The sequence below is a fragment of the Marinomonas piezotolerans genome (assembly GCF_003362755.1).
GTDB classification, from domain to species: Bacteria; Pseudomonadota; Gammaproteobacteria; order Pseudomonadales; family Marinomonadaceae; genus Marinomonas; species Marinomonas piezotolerans.
This window is the reverse complement of the sequence record NZ_QKRA01000015.1, coordinates 19,772-36,828: the sequence shown is the minus strand read 5'-3', so window position 1 is coordinate 36,828 and position 17,057 is coordinate 19,772. Positions and strand designations below refer to the sequence as shown.

At 45.0% G+C, this 17,057-nt stretch carries 17 protein-coding genes; 8 read left to right on the top strand and 9 right to left on the bottom strand.

From position 1 onward, the window contains the following. Positions 1-24: 24 nt before the first annotated feature. Positions 25-636 (bottom strand): uridine kinase family protein, encoded by a 612-nt coding sequence (locus tag DN730_RS18140; protein WP_115469543.1) that lies wholly within the window; start codon positions 634-636, stop codon positions 25-27. Positions 637-756: 120 nt separating this feature from the next. Between DN730_RS18140 and DN730_RS18135 the strand changes: the two genes are divergently transcribed. The 3 genes from DN730_RS18135 (at position 757) to DN730_RS18125 (ending at position 3,313) form a co-directional block, all read left to right on the top strand. Further along, positions 757-1,332, top strand: coding sequence for a VOC family protein (locus DN730_RS18135; RefSeq protein WP_115469542.1), 576 nt, complete (start codon positions 757-759; stop codon positions 1,330-1,332). A 10-nt stretch (positions 1,333-1,342) separates the two neighbouring features. Further along, entirely contained in the window at positions 1,343-1,678 is a 336-nt protein-coding gene (locus DN730_RS18130) for a DUF3392 domain-containing protein (RefSeq protein ID WP_342768199.1), read from the top strand. Between the two features lie 264 nt (positions 1,679-1,942). Then, a complete protein-coding gene (locus tag DN730_RS18125; RefSeq protein WP_115469541.1) occupies positions 1,943-3,313 on the top strand; it encodes a glyceraldehyde-3-phosphate dehydrogenase in 1,371 nt (456 codons plus the stop codon). Positions 3,314-3,388: 75 nt separating this feature from the next. Here DN730_RS18125 and DN730_RS18120 read toward each other — a convergent pair whose 3' ends face one another. Continuing rightward, entirely contained in the window at positions 3,389-4,159 is a 771-nt protein-coding gene (locus DN730_RS18120) for a TSUP family transporter (RefSeq protein WP_115469540.1), read from the bottom strand. Between the two features lie 187 nt (positions 4,160-4,346). On the opposite strand from DN730_RS18120, the gene DN730_RS18115 reads away from it, so the two are divergent. Further along, a complete protein-coding gene (locus DN730_RS18115) occupies positions 4,347-4,631 on the top strand; it encodes a hypothetical protein (RefSeq protein ID WP_115469539.1) in 285 nt (94 codons plus the stop codon). Positions 4,632-4,700: 69 nt separating this feature from the next. Here the strand turns inward: DN730_RS18115 and DN730_RS18110 are convergent, their stop codons facing one another. From DN730_RS18110 to DN730_RS18100, 3 genes are all read right to left on the bottom strand, one after another. Beyond that, entirely contained in the window at positions 4,701-5,222 is a 522-nt protein-coding gene (locus tag DN730_RS18110) for a DUF501 domain-containing protein (RefSeq protein ID WP_115469538.1), read from the bottom strand. Between the two features lie 6 nt (positions 5,223-5,228). Continuing rightward, positions 5,229-5,639 (bottom strand): PilZ domain-containing protein, encoded by a 411-nt coding sequence (locus DN730_RS18105; protein WP_115469537.1) that lies wholly within the window; start codon positions 5,637-5,639, stop codon positions 5,229-5,231. 260 nt (positions 5,640-5,899) lie between these two features. Further along, on the bottom strand, positions 5,900-7,312 hold the full coding sequence (locus tag DN730_RS18100; protein ID WP_115469536.1) for an aminotransferase-like domain-containing protein: 1,413 nt from the start codon (positions 7,310-7,312) through the stop codon (positions 5,900-5,902). 154 nt (positions 7,313-7,466) lie between these two features. Here DN730_RS18100 and DN730_RS18095 point away from each other — a divergent pair, with 154 nt between their 5' ends. The 3 genes from DN730_RS18095 (at position 7,467) to ppnN (ending at position 11,504) form a co-directional block, all read left to right on the top strand. Continuing rightward, on the top strand, positions 7,467-9,443 hold the full coding sequence (locus DN730_RS18095; RefSeq protein ID WP_115469535.1) for a methyl-accepting chemotaxis protein: 1,977 nt from the start codon (positions 7,467-7,469) through the stop codon (positions 9,441-9,443). A gap of 76 nt (positions 9,444-9,519) precedes the next feature. Continuing rightward, positions 9,520-9,999, top strand: a complete 480-nt coding sequence (locus DN730_RS18090) for a peroxiredoxin (protein ID WP_115469534.1) — start codon at positions 9,520-9,522, stop codon at positions 9,997-9,999. Positions 10,000-10,130: 131 nt separating this feature from the next. Next, complete coding sequence (gene ppnN / locus DN730_RS18085) at positions 10,131-11,504, top strand: nucleotide 5'-monophosphate nucleosidase PpnN (RefSeq protein ID WP_211313903.1); 1,374 nt, start codon at positions 10,131-10,133, stop codon at positions 11,502-11,504. Between the two features lie 66 nt (positions 11,505-11,570). Here the strand turns inward: ppnN and DN730_RS18080 are convergent, their stop codons facing one another. The 4 genes from DN730_RS18080 to DN730_RS18065 all read right to left on the bottom strand — a co-directional run bounded on the left by DN730_RS18080 (position 11,571) and on the right by DN730_RS18065 (position 15,829). After that, on the bottom strand, positions 11,571-12,656 hold the full coding sequence (locus tag DN730_RS18080; RefSeq protein WP_115469533.1) for a zinc-binding metallopeptidase family protein: 1,086 nt from the start codon (positions 12,654-12,656) through the stop codon (positions 11,571-11,573). A 56-nt stretch (positions 12,657-12,712) separates the two neighbouring features. Next, positions 12,713-13,516 carry an NAD(+) diphosphatase gene (nudC, locus tag DN730_RS18075; RefSeq protein WP_115469532.1) on the bottom strand — a complete coding sequence of 268 codons (804 nt, stop codon included), beginning with the start codon at positions 13,514-13,516 and terminating at the stop codon, positions 12,713-12,715. A gap of 76 nt (positions 13,517-13,592) precedes the next feature. Then, the gene (tdh, locus tag DN730_RS18070) at positions 13,593-14,621 is read right to left on the bottom strand and encodes an L-threonine 3-dehydrogenase (protein WP_115469531.1); all 1,029 of its coding nucleotides are present in this window, start codon (positions 14,619-14,621) and stop codon (positions 13,593-13,595) included. Continuing rightward, positions 14,618-15,829: a glycine C-acetyltransferase gene (locus tag DN730_RS18065; protein WP_115469530.1), complete on the bottom strand. Its 1,212-nt coding sequence runs from the start codon at positions 15,827-15,829 to the stop codon at positions 14,618-14,620. Before DN730_RS18065 ends, tdh begins: the two co-directional genes overlap by 4 nt. A 157-nt stretch (positions 15,830-15,986) precedes the next feature. Here DN730_RS18065 and DN730_RS18060 point away from each other — a divergent pair, with 157 nt between their 5' ends. Continuing rightward, on the top strand, positions 15,987-17,048 hold the full coding sequence (locus DN730_RS18060) for a polysaccharide deacetylase family protein (protein WP_115469529.1): 1,062 nt from the start codon (positions 15,987-15,989) through the stop codon (positions 17,046-17,048). The last annotated feature ends 9 nt before the right edge of the window (positions 17,049-17,057 follow it).

Sequence of the window (17,057 nt, the reverse complement as noted above, 5' to 3'; positions counted from 1 at the left end):
ACTTAATGATAATAAAAAAGGAGCCTAATAGGCTCCTTTTTCCGTTAGTAATGAGTCGATATACTGTCGTAACAGGTTGGCTGCATTGGTGAAGCTGTTGTTATTCGGGATAATAAAGTCTGCTTTGTTGCGGATTTCTATAGTCTTAAGCGACGCTTGACGGACGTGGCGCATGTAGCGACTAGTGACTTCATTAACATTGCGTCCACGTTCTGCGATATCACGTTTTAATCGTCGAACAATCGCAATGTCCATGTCAGTATCAACATACAATAAGTAGTCGACGGCGTCTCGTATGCCTGGATCCTGAAACATCATGTGGCCTTCGACTAAAACTACTTTACAAGGATCAAGGTTACGATAGCCTACACGCTTGTGTTGAGAGTGGTCATAAATAGGGATTTCGTTTGGTTGTTCTTGGTTTTTGCAATTGTGGATCGCTAAAGAGATGCTTTCGAGGTCTAATGAGTTGAGATCATCAAAATTGTAGACATCGGGGTCGATGCTGCCGCAGCCTTTGTAGAAACTATCTTGGCAAATAATTGTCAATCGATTATGTAGTCCTTCTGCAAGCAAAGAGCATAAACGGCTTTTGCCGCTACCAGAAATACCAGTTACGCCGATTACGAGCGCCATGGGATACCTCAAGTGAGTAATGGGTTGAGATTGTAAGCGTAGCTTTGGTTTGTAAGTTTATCAGAATTCTCTAAAAGTCGCTTACTGACTTTTTGGTTAACATAAATAGGGATGAGACTCATGTCTTTCTATCTAAAAGCATTAAAAGTGACTTTTTTTACTGGGTGCTTAATGACAATGCAAGGGTATGCACAAACAGTAGAAAGTGAAGAGTTAGCGCCGCCTCCGCCAACATATTCCACGGGCGCAGAATTATTTGGTATTGCTTTTAATGACTTGGCGAAGTCTAAGTTCGAAGAGCATTTGAAAGAGCGTGGTTTAGAGCCATATCCGTCGTATAAAGAAGGTGTCGCGAGTTATAGCTTGGGAAGCACTGGAATATTAGGGATTAAAGAGTTAACGGTCCGTTATAATCGTTTTAATTTTGTTGAAAAGGCGACCATGTCAGGAGTGGTGGAGAGTGTAGAGCTACGTTCTAGTTTAGGCGACCTGCTTGTCAAAAAATATGGAGCGCCTGATATCGGTTTTGTTCGAGATGGGTTTGGGCGTGCGCGCTGGTCATTTCGCGATGGTACAGAAATCGAGCTTCACAATACAACATTTGATGTCTCTGTTATTTATGTTGATCGGTCACCCAAGCGAACTTCCACATCTGGTCGTATCGATGTAGAAGAGCTACTGCGCCGGACAAAATAACAATAATGGTATGATGAGTCTTTTTATTGAGCTAAATTCGAGTGTGTCCTCGAGCCTTACTCCCTATCTTCGTGATATCTCGTTGGCCCTAGTGGCGACTTTTTTGGTGATTTTTGGTGACCATGTTAACGGGTCTTTAAAACGAGCTGTTTCGAATTGGATCTTCCCCGCACGTATTGGTGCTTTTGTATTGATGTGTACATTTGGTTATGGGTTATTAACCCTCTGGGGGCAACCTGTTATGTACTGGATACTCACCCATATCGATTTTCTTTATCGGCCTGCTTTTGTGCTTGGTTGCTTCTGTGTGCTTGGTTTTTTGGCTGAGCGGAAGCGCTATGTGTAAAAAAAATAAGAAATTTTCCATCATTTCTTGTTAAGAAATTACGTAAATTTATTAGATTAAAAAGGCTTAAAAAGCCTCTTTGATATGTATTGTTGTTATTTAATGACATGCTTATGTGAATTACGTTGTTTTCATTAAAATCATGCTTAAATGCCCGTTTTTGCTCATATTTTGTAGGCAAGCAACAATTTGTTTTTGCTCATTTGAATGGGTAAACTGCCGCCAAATCGTTATAAATAGTTTGTTTTTCTCGGGGGCAGATAAATGGCAAACACTTGGTTAGAAACTGTATCGAAAGTAGAGTCAATGATTCCTCTTTTGGGCAAGTTGGGTCGCGAGCAGTCAGTGAAAGTTCAGTTAGCTGGACAAACACTAATGTCTGACTCTGTCACAGGATTAGTGGCTCTTTTTGATCAACATCCTGACATTGACCTAGCACGTGTGTATCAAGTGTTAGAGCAACTTATCGCGAATCAAACTGCGAACACTGCAGTTGAGCTAGAAGATGTTTTTGCATCTGAAGATCTCGATGCTTTGGTTAGTTCAACACCTGCTGATAGCGCAACGCCAGTTGTTCTTTACGGCTTTGGACGTATTGGTCGTCTACTTGCGCGTCGTATGTGTACTTTAGGTCACACTACACCAGGCATGCATCTTGCTGCGATTGTCGTGCGTAAAGCAGGCGACAATGACTTAGCTAAGCGTGCAAGTTTGCTGAAGTTCGACTCTGTTCACGGTACTTATGAAGGTGTTGTAAAAGTTGATGCAGAAAACGAACAACTTATTATCAACGGCCAAGTTGTAAAAGTTATCTACGCTTCAGATCCAAGTGAAGTGGATTACGCAGCGCAAGGCATTTCAAACGCTTTGTTGGTAGACAATACTGGTCGCTGGCGTGATCATGACGGTTTAAGCGTCCACTTATCTCGTCCGGGTATTGAGCGTGTTGTATTGACGGCACCAGGTAAGCAAATGAAAAATATTGTTTATGGTGTTAATGACAGCGATATCAACTTTGAAGATAAAGTATTGTCTGCTGCGTCTTGTACAACAAACGCAATCACACCTATTCTTTCAGTTCTTGAAGAGAAATATGGCATTGAGTCAGGCCATGTTGAAACGGTCCACGCTTACACTAACGATCAAAACTTGATTGATAATGTTCATAAAGGTGATCGTCGTGGTCGTGCAGCAGCAATGAACATGGTAATGACTGAAACGGGTGCAGCGAAAGCCGTTTCAAAAGCAATTCCTTCGTTGGAAGGCAAGTTGAGTGGCAGTGCTATTCGCGTGCCAGTGATTAACGTTTCTATTGCTGTGTTGAGCTTGAATCTTAAGGCAGGTACTTCTGTTGAAGAGATAAACGCTGTATTGAAGAAAGCGTCAACAAGTGTTGCACTCGCTGGCCAAATTGGCTTCAGTGAAGAAGCTGATGCAGTAAGCTCTGATTTCATTGGCAGTGAGCAAGCAGGTATCCTTGATTCATTGTCGACAAAAGTACGTGGTAACCAAGCGACTCTTTACGTTTGGTACGACAACGAATACGGCTACAGCTGCCAAGTGGTTCGCTTAATGGAAAAGCTTGCGCAAATGGCGTTGGCAAATAGCGACACTGTGGAAAGCGCAGCCGCGTAATTGACCGGACACATAAGCATGTGTGTTAGTTCGGCGACCTTTGGTCGCCGTTTTTTTTGCTCAAGTAAAGCCCTGTCAGCCGGTAAAAATAAGCTTTGCGGACAGCGCAGTACACATAATAATGACAAGAGGCCGGATCAGCTTAGCGCCTTTGCTGATCACGAGTCGAGAGCCGATTTGAGCCCCGAGCCAGCTTCCAATCCCCATTAGAATTCCAACTCCCCATAGTACATGTCCCGTAAAGCTAAAGAGGATTAACGAGGATACATTGCTTGTGGCATTGAGCACTTTGGTGTGCGCAGTCGCGGCGACCACGGAAAATCCCATTAAACAGATGAATGCTGTGGAAAAAAATGCTCCGGTACCTGGGCCAATCAGGCCATCGTAAAAACCAATTGTGAAGCCTGCTAAGAACGAAAAATGTGTCATGCTAATGCGTACGAATTTCGCGATGGCTGGTTGAATAGTAGGGAGTACATAGAAAAACACCGCGACCGCTATCAATATTGTAGGTACTGCTTTTATAAGAATGTTGCTGTCTAGGTATGACACGAGCGTGGTGCCCGCCAAACTGCCTAAGGCTGTCATTGTGATAGGCAAATAGAGCGTGCTCAGGATAACCTGTTTTGTTTTAACAAAATGATAAGATGCCGACAGTGTACCAGCACAGCCTTGTAGTTTATTGGTGGCAAGTGCTTCAACTGGGGACACGCCGGAAGCGATTAAAACGGGCACAGTGATCAGACCGCCACCGCCAGCAAGAGCATCGATTAAGCCTGCAACAAATGCTGTGAGGAACAGAGCTATAAGCGTCCAGCTAGATAGGTCAGTGAATAGCCATTCCACGATAGTATCCTTGTGTCTTGAAAGGTAGATGACGACTATTATGCATTCTTTAAATGCATTGATGTGAAAAAGTATTGTATGGTAATACAAATAACATTACGTTTTGATACACGCGGTAGCTTGAGAGTCACTCGGATTATGGCTACTTTATGGATGAATGGTTTGTTTTATAAAAGGTAATACTCACATGGCAAAACAGCATGTAGAAGTGCAACAGGATGATTTCATGTCGTTTGGTGGAGAGCGCCCCAGCTACCTTGATATTGAGGATGAATTGATGGCCTTGGGCGGTCATGGTGTTTCTGGCAGTAACTTTAAAAAGGAAATGCTAAAGCTAGCGGGTTGGACAGGCGGAGCCTTGACCACTTATGCGCAGCGGCCTGCTGTGGCGTGCTCAGCATTCAATAAAATCCGTGAATTATTGCCTAAGGTATCGAGCGCTGAGGAGCTAAAAGCTGCCTTAAAAGGGTGATTATACGAAAGAGTTAACGCAAAAGGGCTAGCATGATACTAGCCCTTTTGCGTTAACAAGGGTAAAACTCTACTGGGTCTCGGCGTCAGCAATCTCGCGAATGCCATATTCTTCATCCAATATCTTACCGATCACATTATCACCAACCAAATGGTGACCATATTGCATGTGTAAACAGCGGACTTGGTCCCAATTTTTGATGCCGCCAATACCGAGCGTTTCAAATAAATGAGTGAAGCCTTTTTGCTCAATGATTTGTTTGTGATCATCGCTCATTGTGTCCCAGCGGCGAGAAATATAGTCTCGGTGTGAAGCGTGATAGGCATCACGTAGGGATGGATCGTCTTTGATTCGTTGCTCGAGCTCTTTGACGACGCCTTGGCTTTCGATTCGAGCGAGTGCTTTGTCTATCCGGCTACTTGACAGCCAATACAAGGTTGGGAACGGTTGGTCAAATACCCAAGTTTCCATTTCCAGTACTTGCGGTACACCCGTTGGTGAGTAATGTGCAACACTGCGAATTCCGCTTGGTGTGCGGCCTAATTGTTTTGTAATAATGTCTATGTCAGCTTGAGAGAGGGTGTTTGTCATGTAGGATTAGACTGTAAATGCAGGGAAGCTGGCGGCGAATTGTTGGATCCATTCAGCAGCCGCTTCATTATAGTTTAAGCGTCGGCCTTGAAACTTTGCTTGACGTCGATAATGCTCTATTTGTGAGAGTTGTTCGACCATGCGAACACAGTAGCAGTCTTCTTTGTTAGGAAACTCTATAGCAATGCGGTACTCATCGCGTTCGTTATCACACCAGACGATCCTTCCTGTCACACAAAAATGGGGATCGATTTCTTCAAGCGTAATCTTAACAGAGGTTCCTGCCTTAAAAGGGCTGGACGCTAAGTAGGTGATGCCTACGAAGCCGTTCCGATCTGTGCTAACAGTCGGAAAAGACTGATCCTCTATGATTTCGATATCTAGGGGTAAGTCTTTTGGATGTGCAACAAATTCCATCGCGACAAGCCAGTTGTGTTCAGTTAGTTAGTCTATCGGCCGAACAGCCAGAAGGTTTAAAAGAAGCGAATTGTACGCTTTTTACTCTGGCTGTACAGATGAAATTTAGGATAAATTCTATATCGAACATAACTTTTAGTTATCAAAAACTGTTCAACAGGTCAGTTCGTAATAAGGTGCTAAATGAGGCTGCCAAAGCAGCCCTCTCATCCGAGTTTTAATCGTATCTATCCTATTCAGACTAAAGTTGCATGCACAGATCAGTCCAACATTTCAAAGCAGAGACGCCCTAAGGTTTTTAGCGCGGATTCTGCGCGGTTATTCCAAGGAATTGCATAGTTTAAACGTATGTGATGTGAGTATTGAGCTGTTTGGCTGAGGGTCGAGCCAGGCAGTAAACCAATATTGTGTTCAAGTGCGCGCTTATAAAGATCTAACGCATTGATTTCTTTAGGAAGTGTAACCCATAAAATGAACCCACCAACAGGCGCTGAGCAATGAGTGTTAGCGGGGAAATGCTTAGTGATCGTAGTGCTGAAATAGACTAAGTTTTGACTGTAAGTTAAGCGAGTTTTGCGCAGGTGGCGATCATAGGCTCCATTTTCTAAAAAATTTGCGATCGCTACTTGGGTTAATGTTGGGGTGGCAAAAGATTGCGCGTAAGCCTGTTGTGTAATGGCCGCCTGCCTATTGCCGCCTATAATCCACCCTACCCGAAACCCAGGGGCGACACTTTTCGAAAAAGAGCCACAATAAATAACTTGGCTAGTTTGGTCCAAAGCTTTTAATGATGGTATGCGCGGAGATTGATAACAAAGTTCGCCGTAGACATCGTCTTCTATAATGGTCAGGTCAAACCGCTTTGCTAGCTCTAACAACGCGAGGCGTTCAGAGAGAGGTATTTGTGAGCCAGTCGGGTTTTGGTTCTCTGGTGAAACGATGCAGGCTTTAATGTTATTGCGAGAGCAGGCCGATTCCAGCGCATGAATCTTAATACCAGTGGATAGATCACATGGTATTTCGATGACATTGAGGTTTAGAGCTTTAGCCGCTTGTAGTATGCCATGGTAGGCAGGTGTTTCTATAGCGATGTAATCGTTCGGGTCTGTCACTGTTTGCAAAGCCAGCATCAGCGCATGTTGACATCCTAAAGTGATTAGAATGTCATTTGGTGAAAGTTGGCAACCTGTATCGAGCATTCGTATCGCAATTTGGCGGCGAAGAACTTCGGAGCCGGGGTTAAAAGCGTAGGCGGCGCAAATATCCGGCTCTAAGCGCATCAGCCGCCCAACTGATCGTTGCAGCTGACGTATCGGTAAAAATTGATTGGCAGGTATCGCTGCACCAAACTGGACCACATTTGGGTCTTGTGACAAATGAAGCACATTGGCGAGTAGTTGTTGTGTGCTCTCGTCGTTTGTTTCTTCTATTTTTGGGTCTATTTCTTGCAGGGCCTTCGGCACGTCATGGACGAAGTAGCCTTTTTGAGGCTGGGCTTTAATGGCGCCGCGATCCTCCAGCAAACGATAGGCTTGCAAAACGGTCGCCATGCTGACTTCCATTTGGGCGCTTGCTTTCCGAACAGAAGGAATTTTTTCGCCAGGCTTAAATAAACCTTCACGGATGTGAGCCTCGATTTGATCGGCAATTTTTTGATAAAGAGTTTGGTCCATTCGTGAGGCAAGCCTTCAAGGAAACTTAGGTCTAATTTACCAGAATGCGACGAGTAAGATAAGGTGATGTACATTCGACTTGATTGAATGACCGTTTAAAGGCAATGTTGTGAAAGATACAAACTTGGTGGCTAGAAACAATAAAAGGTGAAATATGTCTCTATCTGTGGTTCAGCGAGTCCTATTGGGGTTTATCGTATTGCTCGTGCTGTTATTTGTAGTGGCTGGTTCAGGCATTACTGGTTTAAATAGCGTTCAGCAACGTATTGTGACAGTCACCGGAGATGTGGCCGATATTTCGGATGGAAGTAATGCGTTAGGTGCTGCAATGTCTCAAACCAGTGGATCGGTTCTGCAGTATTTAATTGCCTCAAGTGATGCATCATTAGAAGAGGCGTCTATGCAGTACAGCGAAGCACAGGATGCATTTCGCGCACAGCTAGACCACCTAAAAGCACGTCTTTCAAGTTACCCTGATATTCTTGCTGTATTGAACGCCATTGAAAGTGAGGCCGGTATGTTTGTGGGGGTAGCCGATACCGCTATTGCCGAGCACTCACGCCAAGTGCAGTTAGAGCGTGCGTTACCCGATAAGAAATTGGATCTTAAAGACCAACTTAGTTTTGCTATTGAAGATTTGGAAGCCATCGAGCGATTTCCTGAGTCTAATGAGCAAGAGTTCGCTGCAGGCTTAGCGAAAACTCAAATGCAGAGTTTAAAGTTATTGGTCGGTGATTATTTTGACTCCAGTGATCTAGAGTCTTTGTCTGACATAGCTGGCGAGATTGAGCGCGCTTTTGCTCCGGTGGATAAAGTGCTAAGTAAACTGAATGATGAAAACTTAGTCGAAAATATTTCTGCTGTTAGATCGGCAACCACTGGGGAAGACGGCGTTATTTCAGACTACTATGAGTTGAACAAGATTAGATCCCAGTCAGAGCTAGCCGCGTCATCATTAGTTTCAAGTCTGACAACAGTTCAAGAGCATCAGCAAACGTTAAGTCAATTGGTCCAAGTATTACGAGAAGACGCGAAACAAAATGCATTGAACACGTCGTCTAATGCGAAATCTGTTTCGCTGATCGTTGTCGCTATCTCCGTTGTTATTGCAATACTGATTGCGATCTGGGTAAGCCGCAGTATCCGCAAGCCTTTGGCGAAAATTCTTGCAGTGCTTGATTTAATCGCTAACGGAGATTTAACCCAGCGGGTGACTGTCAGCAGTCAAGATGAATTTGGTCAACTGTCACGTTGGGTGAATATGCTGGTCAAGAAGTTAGGTGCAGTGGTTAGACAAATCGATGATGCCTCAGACGAGGTAGTGAAGTCTGCTAACGATGTCTACCATTCATCATCTAAGACTCAACACATCATGCAAGATCAAAACGATAAAACGACTGCCGTAGCTTCGGCAATGAATGAGATGTCTGCGACGGTTGCGGAAGTGGCGAAGAACGCGGAAGTGACGTTAAGTAAAGTAACGGATGTTGATAAGAGCGCTAGCCATTCTTTGGAACGCATGAATGTCAATATTGAGCAAGTCCAGAAACTAGTCACTCAGCTCGAATCTTCGTCAGAGATTGTTCAGCGAGTTAACCAATATTCTCAAAACATTGGCCAAATTCTTGAGGTCATCCAAGATATTGCGGAACAGACCAATTTGCTGGCACTGAATGCTGCCATAGAGGCGGCTCGAGCAGGTGAGCAAGGTCGCGGGTTTGCCGTGGTCGCAGATGAAGTTCGAACGTTAGCAAATCGCACTCATACATCGACCGAGGAGATTCAAACGGTTATTTCTAATCTGCAAAGTGGTGTGCAAGACACGGTTTCATCTATGGAGCAGAGCCGACAAAATGCGCGTGACAGTATGGAAGAGGCGCAAAGCGTTGGGGTAGTGTTGCAGGACTTGCGAAATTTCATGACTGAAATCCGCGATTTGAGTATTCAAATTGCTACGGCCGCAGAGCAGCAGTCGATCGTTGCTCAAGAGATCAACCAGAGTGTTCACGATATTTCAGCCAGCTCCGAAGGCGCGATGGATGAAGCCGTTGCAGGTCAAGAGAACTGTCAGAAAATGAATGAGTTAGCGGTAAATCAGCGGGAGCTCGTAGGTCAATTCAAAACATCTTGACGAGCCAAAGAATTTGGTCGCTGTCGCTTTGGTATTTGAGTTAGTATGACGATATCTGCAATGTTTGGAGAGAATCATGAGTTTGCAAATGGGTGATATGCTGCCATATGGTAGTTTTCAGGTAATGGGAAGTGAAGGGCCTGAAACAGTCGATGTGACAGAGTTCTTTGCTAACAAAAAGGTTTTAATGTTTGCCGTTCCAGGGGCGTTTACGCCGACGTGCAGTGCGAGTCATTTGCCTGGTTACGTTGTTCATTATGATGCCTTTAAAGAAAAGGGCGTCGATGAGGTGGTTTGTCTTTCGGTGAATGATGTGTTTGTGATGAACGCTTGGGGTAAAGCGCATAACGCAGATAAGCTCGTTATGGCCGCCGATGGTTTGGCTGAATTCACGAGTTCAATGGGTCTGGAGCTGGATATTTCTGCCGCTAAAATGGGTATTCGCAGTCGACGTTATGCGATGTTGGTTGAAAATGGCATCATCCAAGAATTGTGGCTCGAGGAGCCGGGTGAGTTCAAAGTTAGTTCAGCCGAATATGTGCTGGGTCAGCTGTAGCAAACTAAGCCGCTTACGCGGCTTTTTTTATGTCTAGTGCGCTGTTGAGTGTGTTGTTAATTTTCTTGCATTTTGTGGGAATCGGATCAATATACTTATAAGACAAGAACATAAAACAAAGGAGGGCGATCATGATGTCTAACGATCGCGTTGATGCGCTGGTATCACCCAAAGGCGCACTAGAGATGTTATCTCAAGACGAGATAGCACGTATGTCAGAAGATTCAGGTGAACTTCATGAGCTTTTTCGCCGCTGTGCGTTAGCGATACTTAATTGCGGTAGTGATTCAGATGACCCTACCGAAGTCATGGCTATTTTCAAAGATTTTGAAATTCGGATTATTCAGCAAGAGCGAGGTGTAAAACTGAAATTGACGAATGCGCCGGGCAGTGCATTTGTTGATGGGAAAATGATCAGTAGCGTTAGAGAAATGCTCTTTAGTGTTCTACGAGACATTATTTTTACTTATCATGAATACAATTTATCGCGTGGGCTAGGGGATGCTAGTTCAGATAAAATCACCAATGTTGTATTCGAGCTACTTCGTAATGCAGATGTGTTTCGTCGTATTCAAAGCCCAGATATGGTGGTGTGCTGGGGTGGTCATTCCATTGCCCGACATGAATATGATTACACCAAATTAGTTGGGCATGAATTAGGGTTACGTGAGCTTAATATTTGCACAGGTTGTGGACCTGGCGCGATGAAAGGCCCGATGAAAGGTGCGGCGATAGCGCATGCCAAACAGCGCATCACCAACGGTGTGTATTTAGGTTTAACAGAACCCGGAATCATCGCCGCTGAGTCACCGAACCCTATCGTTAATAAGCTCGTAATTATGCCTGATATTGAGAAGCGTCTAGAGGCATTCGTTCGAACTGGGCATGGAATTGTAGTCTTTCCAGGAGGTGCTGGAACGGCAGAGGAGATTCTCTACATTTTGGGTATTCTTTTGCATCCTAAGAATGAGGGTATTCCTTATCCTCTGGTATTTACAGGCCCTAAAGAAAGCGCCGCATATTTTGAACAAATACACGAGTTTATCGGAGCCGTATTGGGCGAAGCGGCGCAATCAAAGTATCAAATCATTATTGATGATGCAGTGAGCGTCGCACGAGTGATGAAAGCGGGTATGGAAGAAGTTCGCCAGTATCGTAAAGCTCATCAGGATGCGTTTTATTACAACTGGAAGCTACATATACCTCAAGAGTTCCAGAGTCCTTTTGAGCCCACCCATGAAAATATCAAAGGCCTAAATTTGCATTTTGGTCAAGATACTCATTTGTTGGCCTCTGATTTGCGCCGAGCATTCTCTGCGATTGTAGCGGGTAACGTTAAGCCACAAGGTGTTGCGAGTATTAAAGCGCAAGGTCCATTTGAAATTCATGGCGATAAGGCACTTATGAAGAAGCTTGATACACTGTTAGAGGCGTTTGTAAGTCAGCAGCGTATGAAATTGCCCGGTAGCGCCTATGTACCATGTTACAAGGTAATAACTGACTAATCCGCAATGGATAGCATGAAAAAGACCGCCTACAGAGTGCGGTCTTTTTGTTTGCAGTTCATGGCGTTATTGACCTAACGCCGTAGATGCTTTGCTGCGATAGTTTTGCAATAGGTGGTGTATAAAACGCAGTTTCTCTCTAACCGCTGGAACGATGACAAAAGGGTAGAGGTCTGGCTGACCCATGCTCCGGTTCAGGTTGTTGGCAGCGAATGTGAGCGGCAAATATTGATTTAGAATCTCATCGAAATTTGTGTGCAGATAAGGGTCTAAAGTGATTTTGGTAACCAATGATGGATGGCCGCCCTGTGGTGGTGCTATCTGAATGCCAAATTGGTAGGCGGTTTCCATTGTGTCCATAATGTGGAGGTAGTGTGCCCATGTTTCAGCCCAGTCTTCCCATGGATGAGAAGAGGCATAGCTACTAACAAATTGTTCTTGCCAATCGTTGTTCGGAGCGTTGTAGTGTTGCTGTAAAGCTTCGCCATAATCGGCACGCTCATCGCCAAACATGATGCGGTATTGTTGTGTTATTGAGTCGTCGGAACTAATTAACTGATCCCAATAGTAATGGCCTACTTCATGGCGGAAATGGCCGATCAGTGTGCGGTAAGATTCCTTCATGTCTTTGCGCATCTGCTCACGGTCGGCGCTGTCTGCCTCCGCTGCATTGATGGTTACCTGACCTTGGGCATGGCCAGTGGTTGGTTGCACACCTTCAGGTACGACGTTTTCTTCAGAGATGAAGTCAAAGGATAGGCCTTCTTCGGGGGAGTCTTTTTTGCTGATGACAGGCAGCCCTAGTTGAAGCAGCGAATAGACCAAGCGATGTTTGGCGTACTCTAATTCTTGCCACGCTTGTTTTTGCTCAATACCTTCCAGATTAGGAATATGACGATTTAAATCACAGGCTTCACACAGGTCACCTTCATTGGCGACCAGCCAGTTACAAACATTGTGTTGATGGTTTTCACAGTAATACCAAATAGCTTTAGAGGTATCGGCTAAGGCATTAAAGCCGCTTTCTAATGGTAAGAGGGCACTGATAGTCATTAAATCAGGCAGGAATCCAAGAGACGCCTGACAGCTCTCGCAGGAAGTATTTTCGAATAACAGTGTTTGTGAGCATTGCTGACAATTGAAAATTTTCATTGTATTTGGCTTACCTGTTAGGAGCCCAAAGGCTGCTCTTGATGGAATGAGATGATCTAAATGTTACTTTCCGCTAAGGCTTTAACGTGAGCCAAAATTAACTGGCCGGAAATGCTTGTAGCGTTTGGAGTATTTGGTAAGTCGTCATAGCGCCACCATCCCGCTTCAGCAATTTCATCGGGCGCTGGAGTGAGTTCTCCTGATTCGTACTCCGCAAAGAAACCCATCATGAGTTGATGTGGGAATGACCAAGGTTGGCTATCAATATAGCGTATATTTTTTACTCGGATTCCTACCTCTTCATATACTTCACGATGCACTGCTTGCTCGAGTGTTTCTCCCGCTTCCACAAACCCCGCAATATTACTAAATCTGCCCTCTGGAGCGGTAAGTGGTCGAGCAAGTAATAGTTGATCGTCTTTTCTTACTGAAACTATGATGCAAGGCGATATACGCGGGTAATGACGAATGTTGCAGTGGGCACAGATTTTCGCGTGCTCCTTTGCGTGCTTGGTCGTGAGGGGTTCGCCACATCGCCCGCAATATTGATGATCAGCATCCCAAGTCGCCAGTTGGTGGGCTCTACTCAGTAACCCGTAATAGTAGTCAGAGGTCTCGAACAGTAGCTCTCGAAGCCCTGACTCATCAAACCCTTTAGGTGCTTGGGAAAAACGACAAACGAAAATGTCTTGGTCTTCAAACGTCCCACAATAAACACTGCGCATATCTGACGAAGGATGAAAGTCGTAAAGTGATAAAAGAAATTCACCGTCCAGAGTTAGCACTTTTTGCTTGGCTAGCAAAATGTATTTGGCGTCGGCATGTGGTAGAGGGTGGGTAGCAGTGCCTATTTCAATCATGATTCTCAATCCAGCTAATGACCTTACTACGCTACTCTCTGGTTAGGTCATTAGCAACAGGATTGATGCCAGTAACTCACGTCATCCAATCTAGAATCACTTTTCCAGACTGGCCGGAAAGCATTCTGTCAAAGCCGTCTTGAAAGCGACTTACCGACATACGATGCGTAATGATGGGGCTGATATCGAGTCCCGATTGCAGCATTGCGATCATTTTATACCATGTTTCGTACATTTCTCTGCCATAAACACCCTTAATCGTCAGGCCTTTGAAGATGACTTGATTCCAGTCGATAGCGGTAGACTGTTCAGGAATGCCTAGCATGGCGATTTTGCCGCCATGGTTGAGATTATTGAGCATGTCGTGAAAAGCTTGGGCGTTGCCTGACATTTCTAATCCGACGTCGAAGCCCTCGGACATATTGAGCTCGGCCATAATGTCGCTCAGCGACTCTTTGCTGACATTCACAACGCGTGTGGCGCCTAGCTTTTGGGCCAGTGCAAGTCGATAGTCGTTTATGTCTGTAACTACTACGTTACGGGCACCAACGTGTTTCGCAATGGCGGCCGCCATGGCACCAATCGGTCCAGCGCCCGTGATGAGAACATCTTCTCCAACTAAATCAAAGGATAATGCGGTGTGCGTGGCGTTGCCAAATGGGTCCAGAATAGACGCAATATCATCGCTGATATTGTCTGGGATCTTAAAAGCGTTGCTTGCTGGTATGGCTAAGTATTCGGCGAAGGCGCCGGGTCGGTTGACACCGACTCCTTGAGTGGTGCGACAAAGGTGGCGTCGGCCTGCTCGACAATTGCGACAGTGCCCGCAAGTAATGTGGCCTTCGCCAGATACGCGATCGCCAATGCTAAAGCCTTGAACTTCCACACCGATGTCTGCAACGGTACCAACGAATTCGTGTCCTACATTCATTCCTAGTGGGATGGTTTGTTGTGCCCATTCGTCCCAGTTATATATATGGATGTCGGTACCACATATAGCGGTTTTGTGGATCTTTATGAGTACATCATTGTGTCCGCAATGAGGCCGCTTCGTTTGTGTTAACCAAATGCCTTGAGTTGGATGAAGTTTGCTGAGTGCCTTCATTTGTTTCTTTCCTCTATTATGCGCAATTGTTTGCCAACTTTAGCGAAGGCCGAAATGGCATGATCGAGCTCCTGTTTTGTTAAAGCTGCGGACATTTGGGTGCGGATGCGGGCTTTTCCCATTGGTACGACTGGGTAGGAGAACCCTGTAACCAAAACGCCTTCTTCTTGTAGGGCCTGCGCCATTTTCTGTGCTAGATTCGCGTCCCCTAACATGATGGGGATGATCGGATGCTCGCCAGGTATCAAGTCAAAGCCTAAACGCGTTAAGTGATGGCGAAAATAACAAGCGTTCTCTCGTAGTGCGTTCAGTGGTTGGTGATCTTCTTCAACAATGTCCAAGATCGCTAAACTCGTCGCAGCAATAATGGGGGAAAGTGAGTTGGAAAAAAGATATGGTCTAGAGCGCTGGCGTAGCCACTCGATAACTGGTTTCTTGCCGCTCGTGTAGCCACCTGATGCACCACCTAGTGCTTTGCCCAGAGTGCCAGTAATGATGTCGATACGGTCTAGCACATCGCAGTATTCGTGAGTGCCCTTCCCGTTTTCCCCTAATAAGCCGACAGCATGAGAATCGTCAACCATGACAAGGGCATTGTATTTTTCAGCTAAATCACAGATTGCATTTAAGTTCGCAATGGTGCCATCCATCGAAAACACACCATCTGTAACAATAAGTTTGTGGTTGACTGACACGGAATCGGCTTCTTTGAGTTTTAGCTCAAGCGAAGCCATATCGTTATTGTCATAACGATAACGTTTTGCCTTACAGAGTCTGATGCCATCAATTAGGCTTGCGTGATTGAGGCTATCACTAATGACCGCATCGTCCTCATTTAAAAGCGTTTCAAAAAGCCCGCCATTTGCATCAAAGCAGGATGAGTACAGAATGGTGTCTTCCATGCCGAGAAATTGGCTAAGACGTTTTTCGAGTGTCTGATGGATCGATTGAGTACCGCAAATAAAGCGCACCGATGCCATGCCATAGCCGAATTGCTCTAATGCAGCATGTGCTGCTTCTAGCACCTTGGGATGATTGGCCAGACCCAGGTAGTTGTTGGCGCACAAGTTAACGAGAGGAAGGTTGTTGGTTAATGTAATGGTACTGTCTTGTGGGCTGGTCAGAGCCCGTTCCTCCTTAAAGAGCCCTTGTGTGCGAAGAGCATTAAGTTGTTGGGTCAGTTGTGTGTAAAACGCTTGTTTATCCATGAGCTACTCCTTTTTGCTTCTTTCAGTGTAGTGCCTGATGATCTAAGTAGGGTAGATGCAGTCGTAGTACAGAATGACCATAACAGTTGCTTTATTGTTGGTGCTTGGCGTTGTCGCGTACAATAGTGATAAGTATTTTTAATATTAGGGAAAAAGCATGTCTTTAAAAAAAATAGCGCTAGTGGGAGCAGCGGTTCTCAGTACTTCTGTGGTAATGGCGCAAGATTACCTGCCGATCTTGCAGTACCACCATGTTAGCGCCTCTACGCCTCGGTCAACTTCACTGTCACCTGAAGAGTTTAGGGGGCATATGGAATATTTAGCTGAGGCTGGGTTTCAAGTGTTAGATCTCTCGCAAGCGTTAAAAGATATTCAAGAAGGTGTTGAGCTGCCAGAAAAAGCGGTTGCTATTACATTTGATGATGCGTATCGGAATATCTACCAGAATGGATTTCCGATCATGAAAGAGCATGGATTCCCGTTTACTGTTTTTATTAATACTCAACCTATTGTTCAGAAAAACCGTAACTTTCTGACTTGGGATCAGATGAAGGAAATGGAGCAGTCTGGAGGCGTATTTGCAAACCATACTTTTAGTCACCCTTACATGTTGCGTCTAGAAGAAGGGGAGAGTCATGAGCAATGGTTAGATCGTATGAGCAAAGAGCTTTCTGACGTTGAAGTGGCTTTGGAGAAGAATTTGGGTCACAGCCCTAAAATGCTGGCTTATCCATATGGAGAATCTAACACAGAGATTCGAGCTCTGATAAAAGAGAGGGGAATGATTGCCTTTGGTCAGCAATCTGGCGTGGTAAGTAAAGATTCTAACTTTGCTGACTTGCCGAGATTCCCTGCAGCAGGGAACTACGCAAAGCTTTCTACGCTGAAAACAAAGCTCAATGCGAAACCGATGCCTTTGGCAGATGTTGAAACCGGCGGAGATTTTGCTACTGATTTGCCTGTTCAGCTACAGATGACCTTTAAAGAGGGTAAGTATCGTCTGAAGGATTTAGCATGCTATGTCTCTGGGCAAGGTAAAGCAGCGTTGAACTGGGTAGATAGTCATACTGTTGAGGCATCTGCAGACAAAGCATTTGGTGTAGGTCGTGGCCGTATTAACTGTACTATGCCCGATATGTCGGGGCGTCACTATTATTGGTTTTCCAACGTTTGGATTCGCCCTGGTGCAGATCAAAATTATGTATCACAAAAAAATTAAAAAAAATTC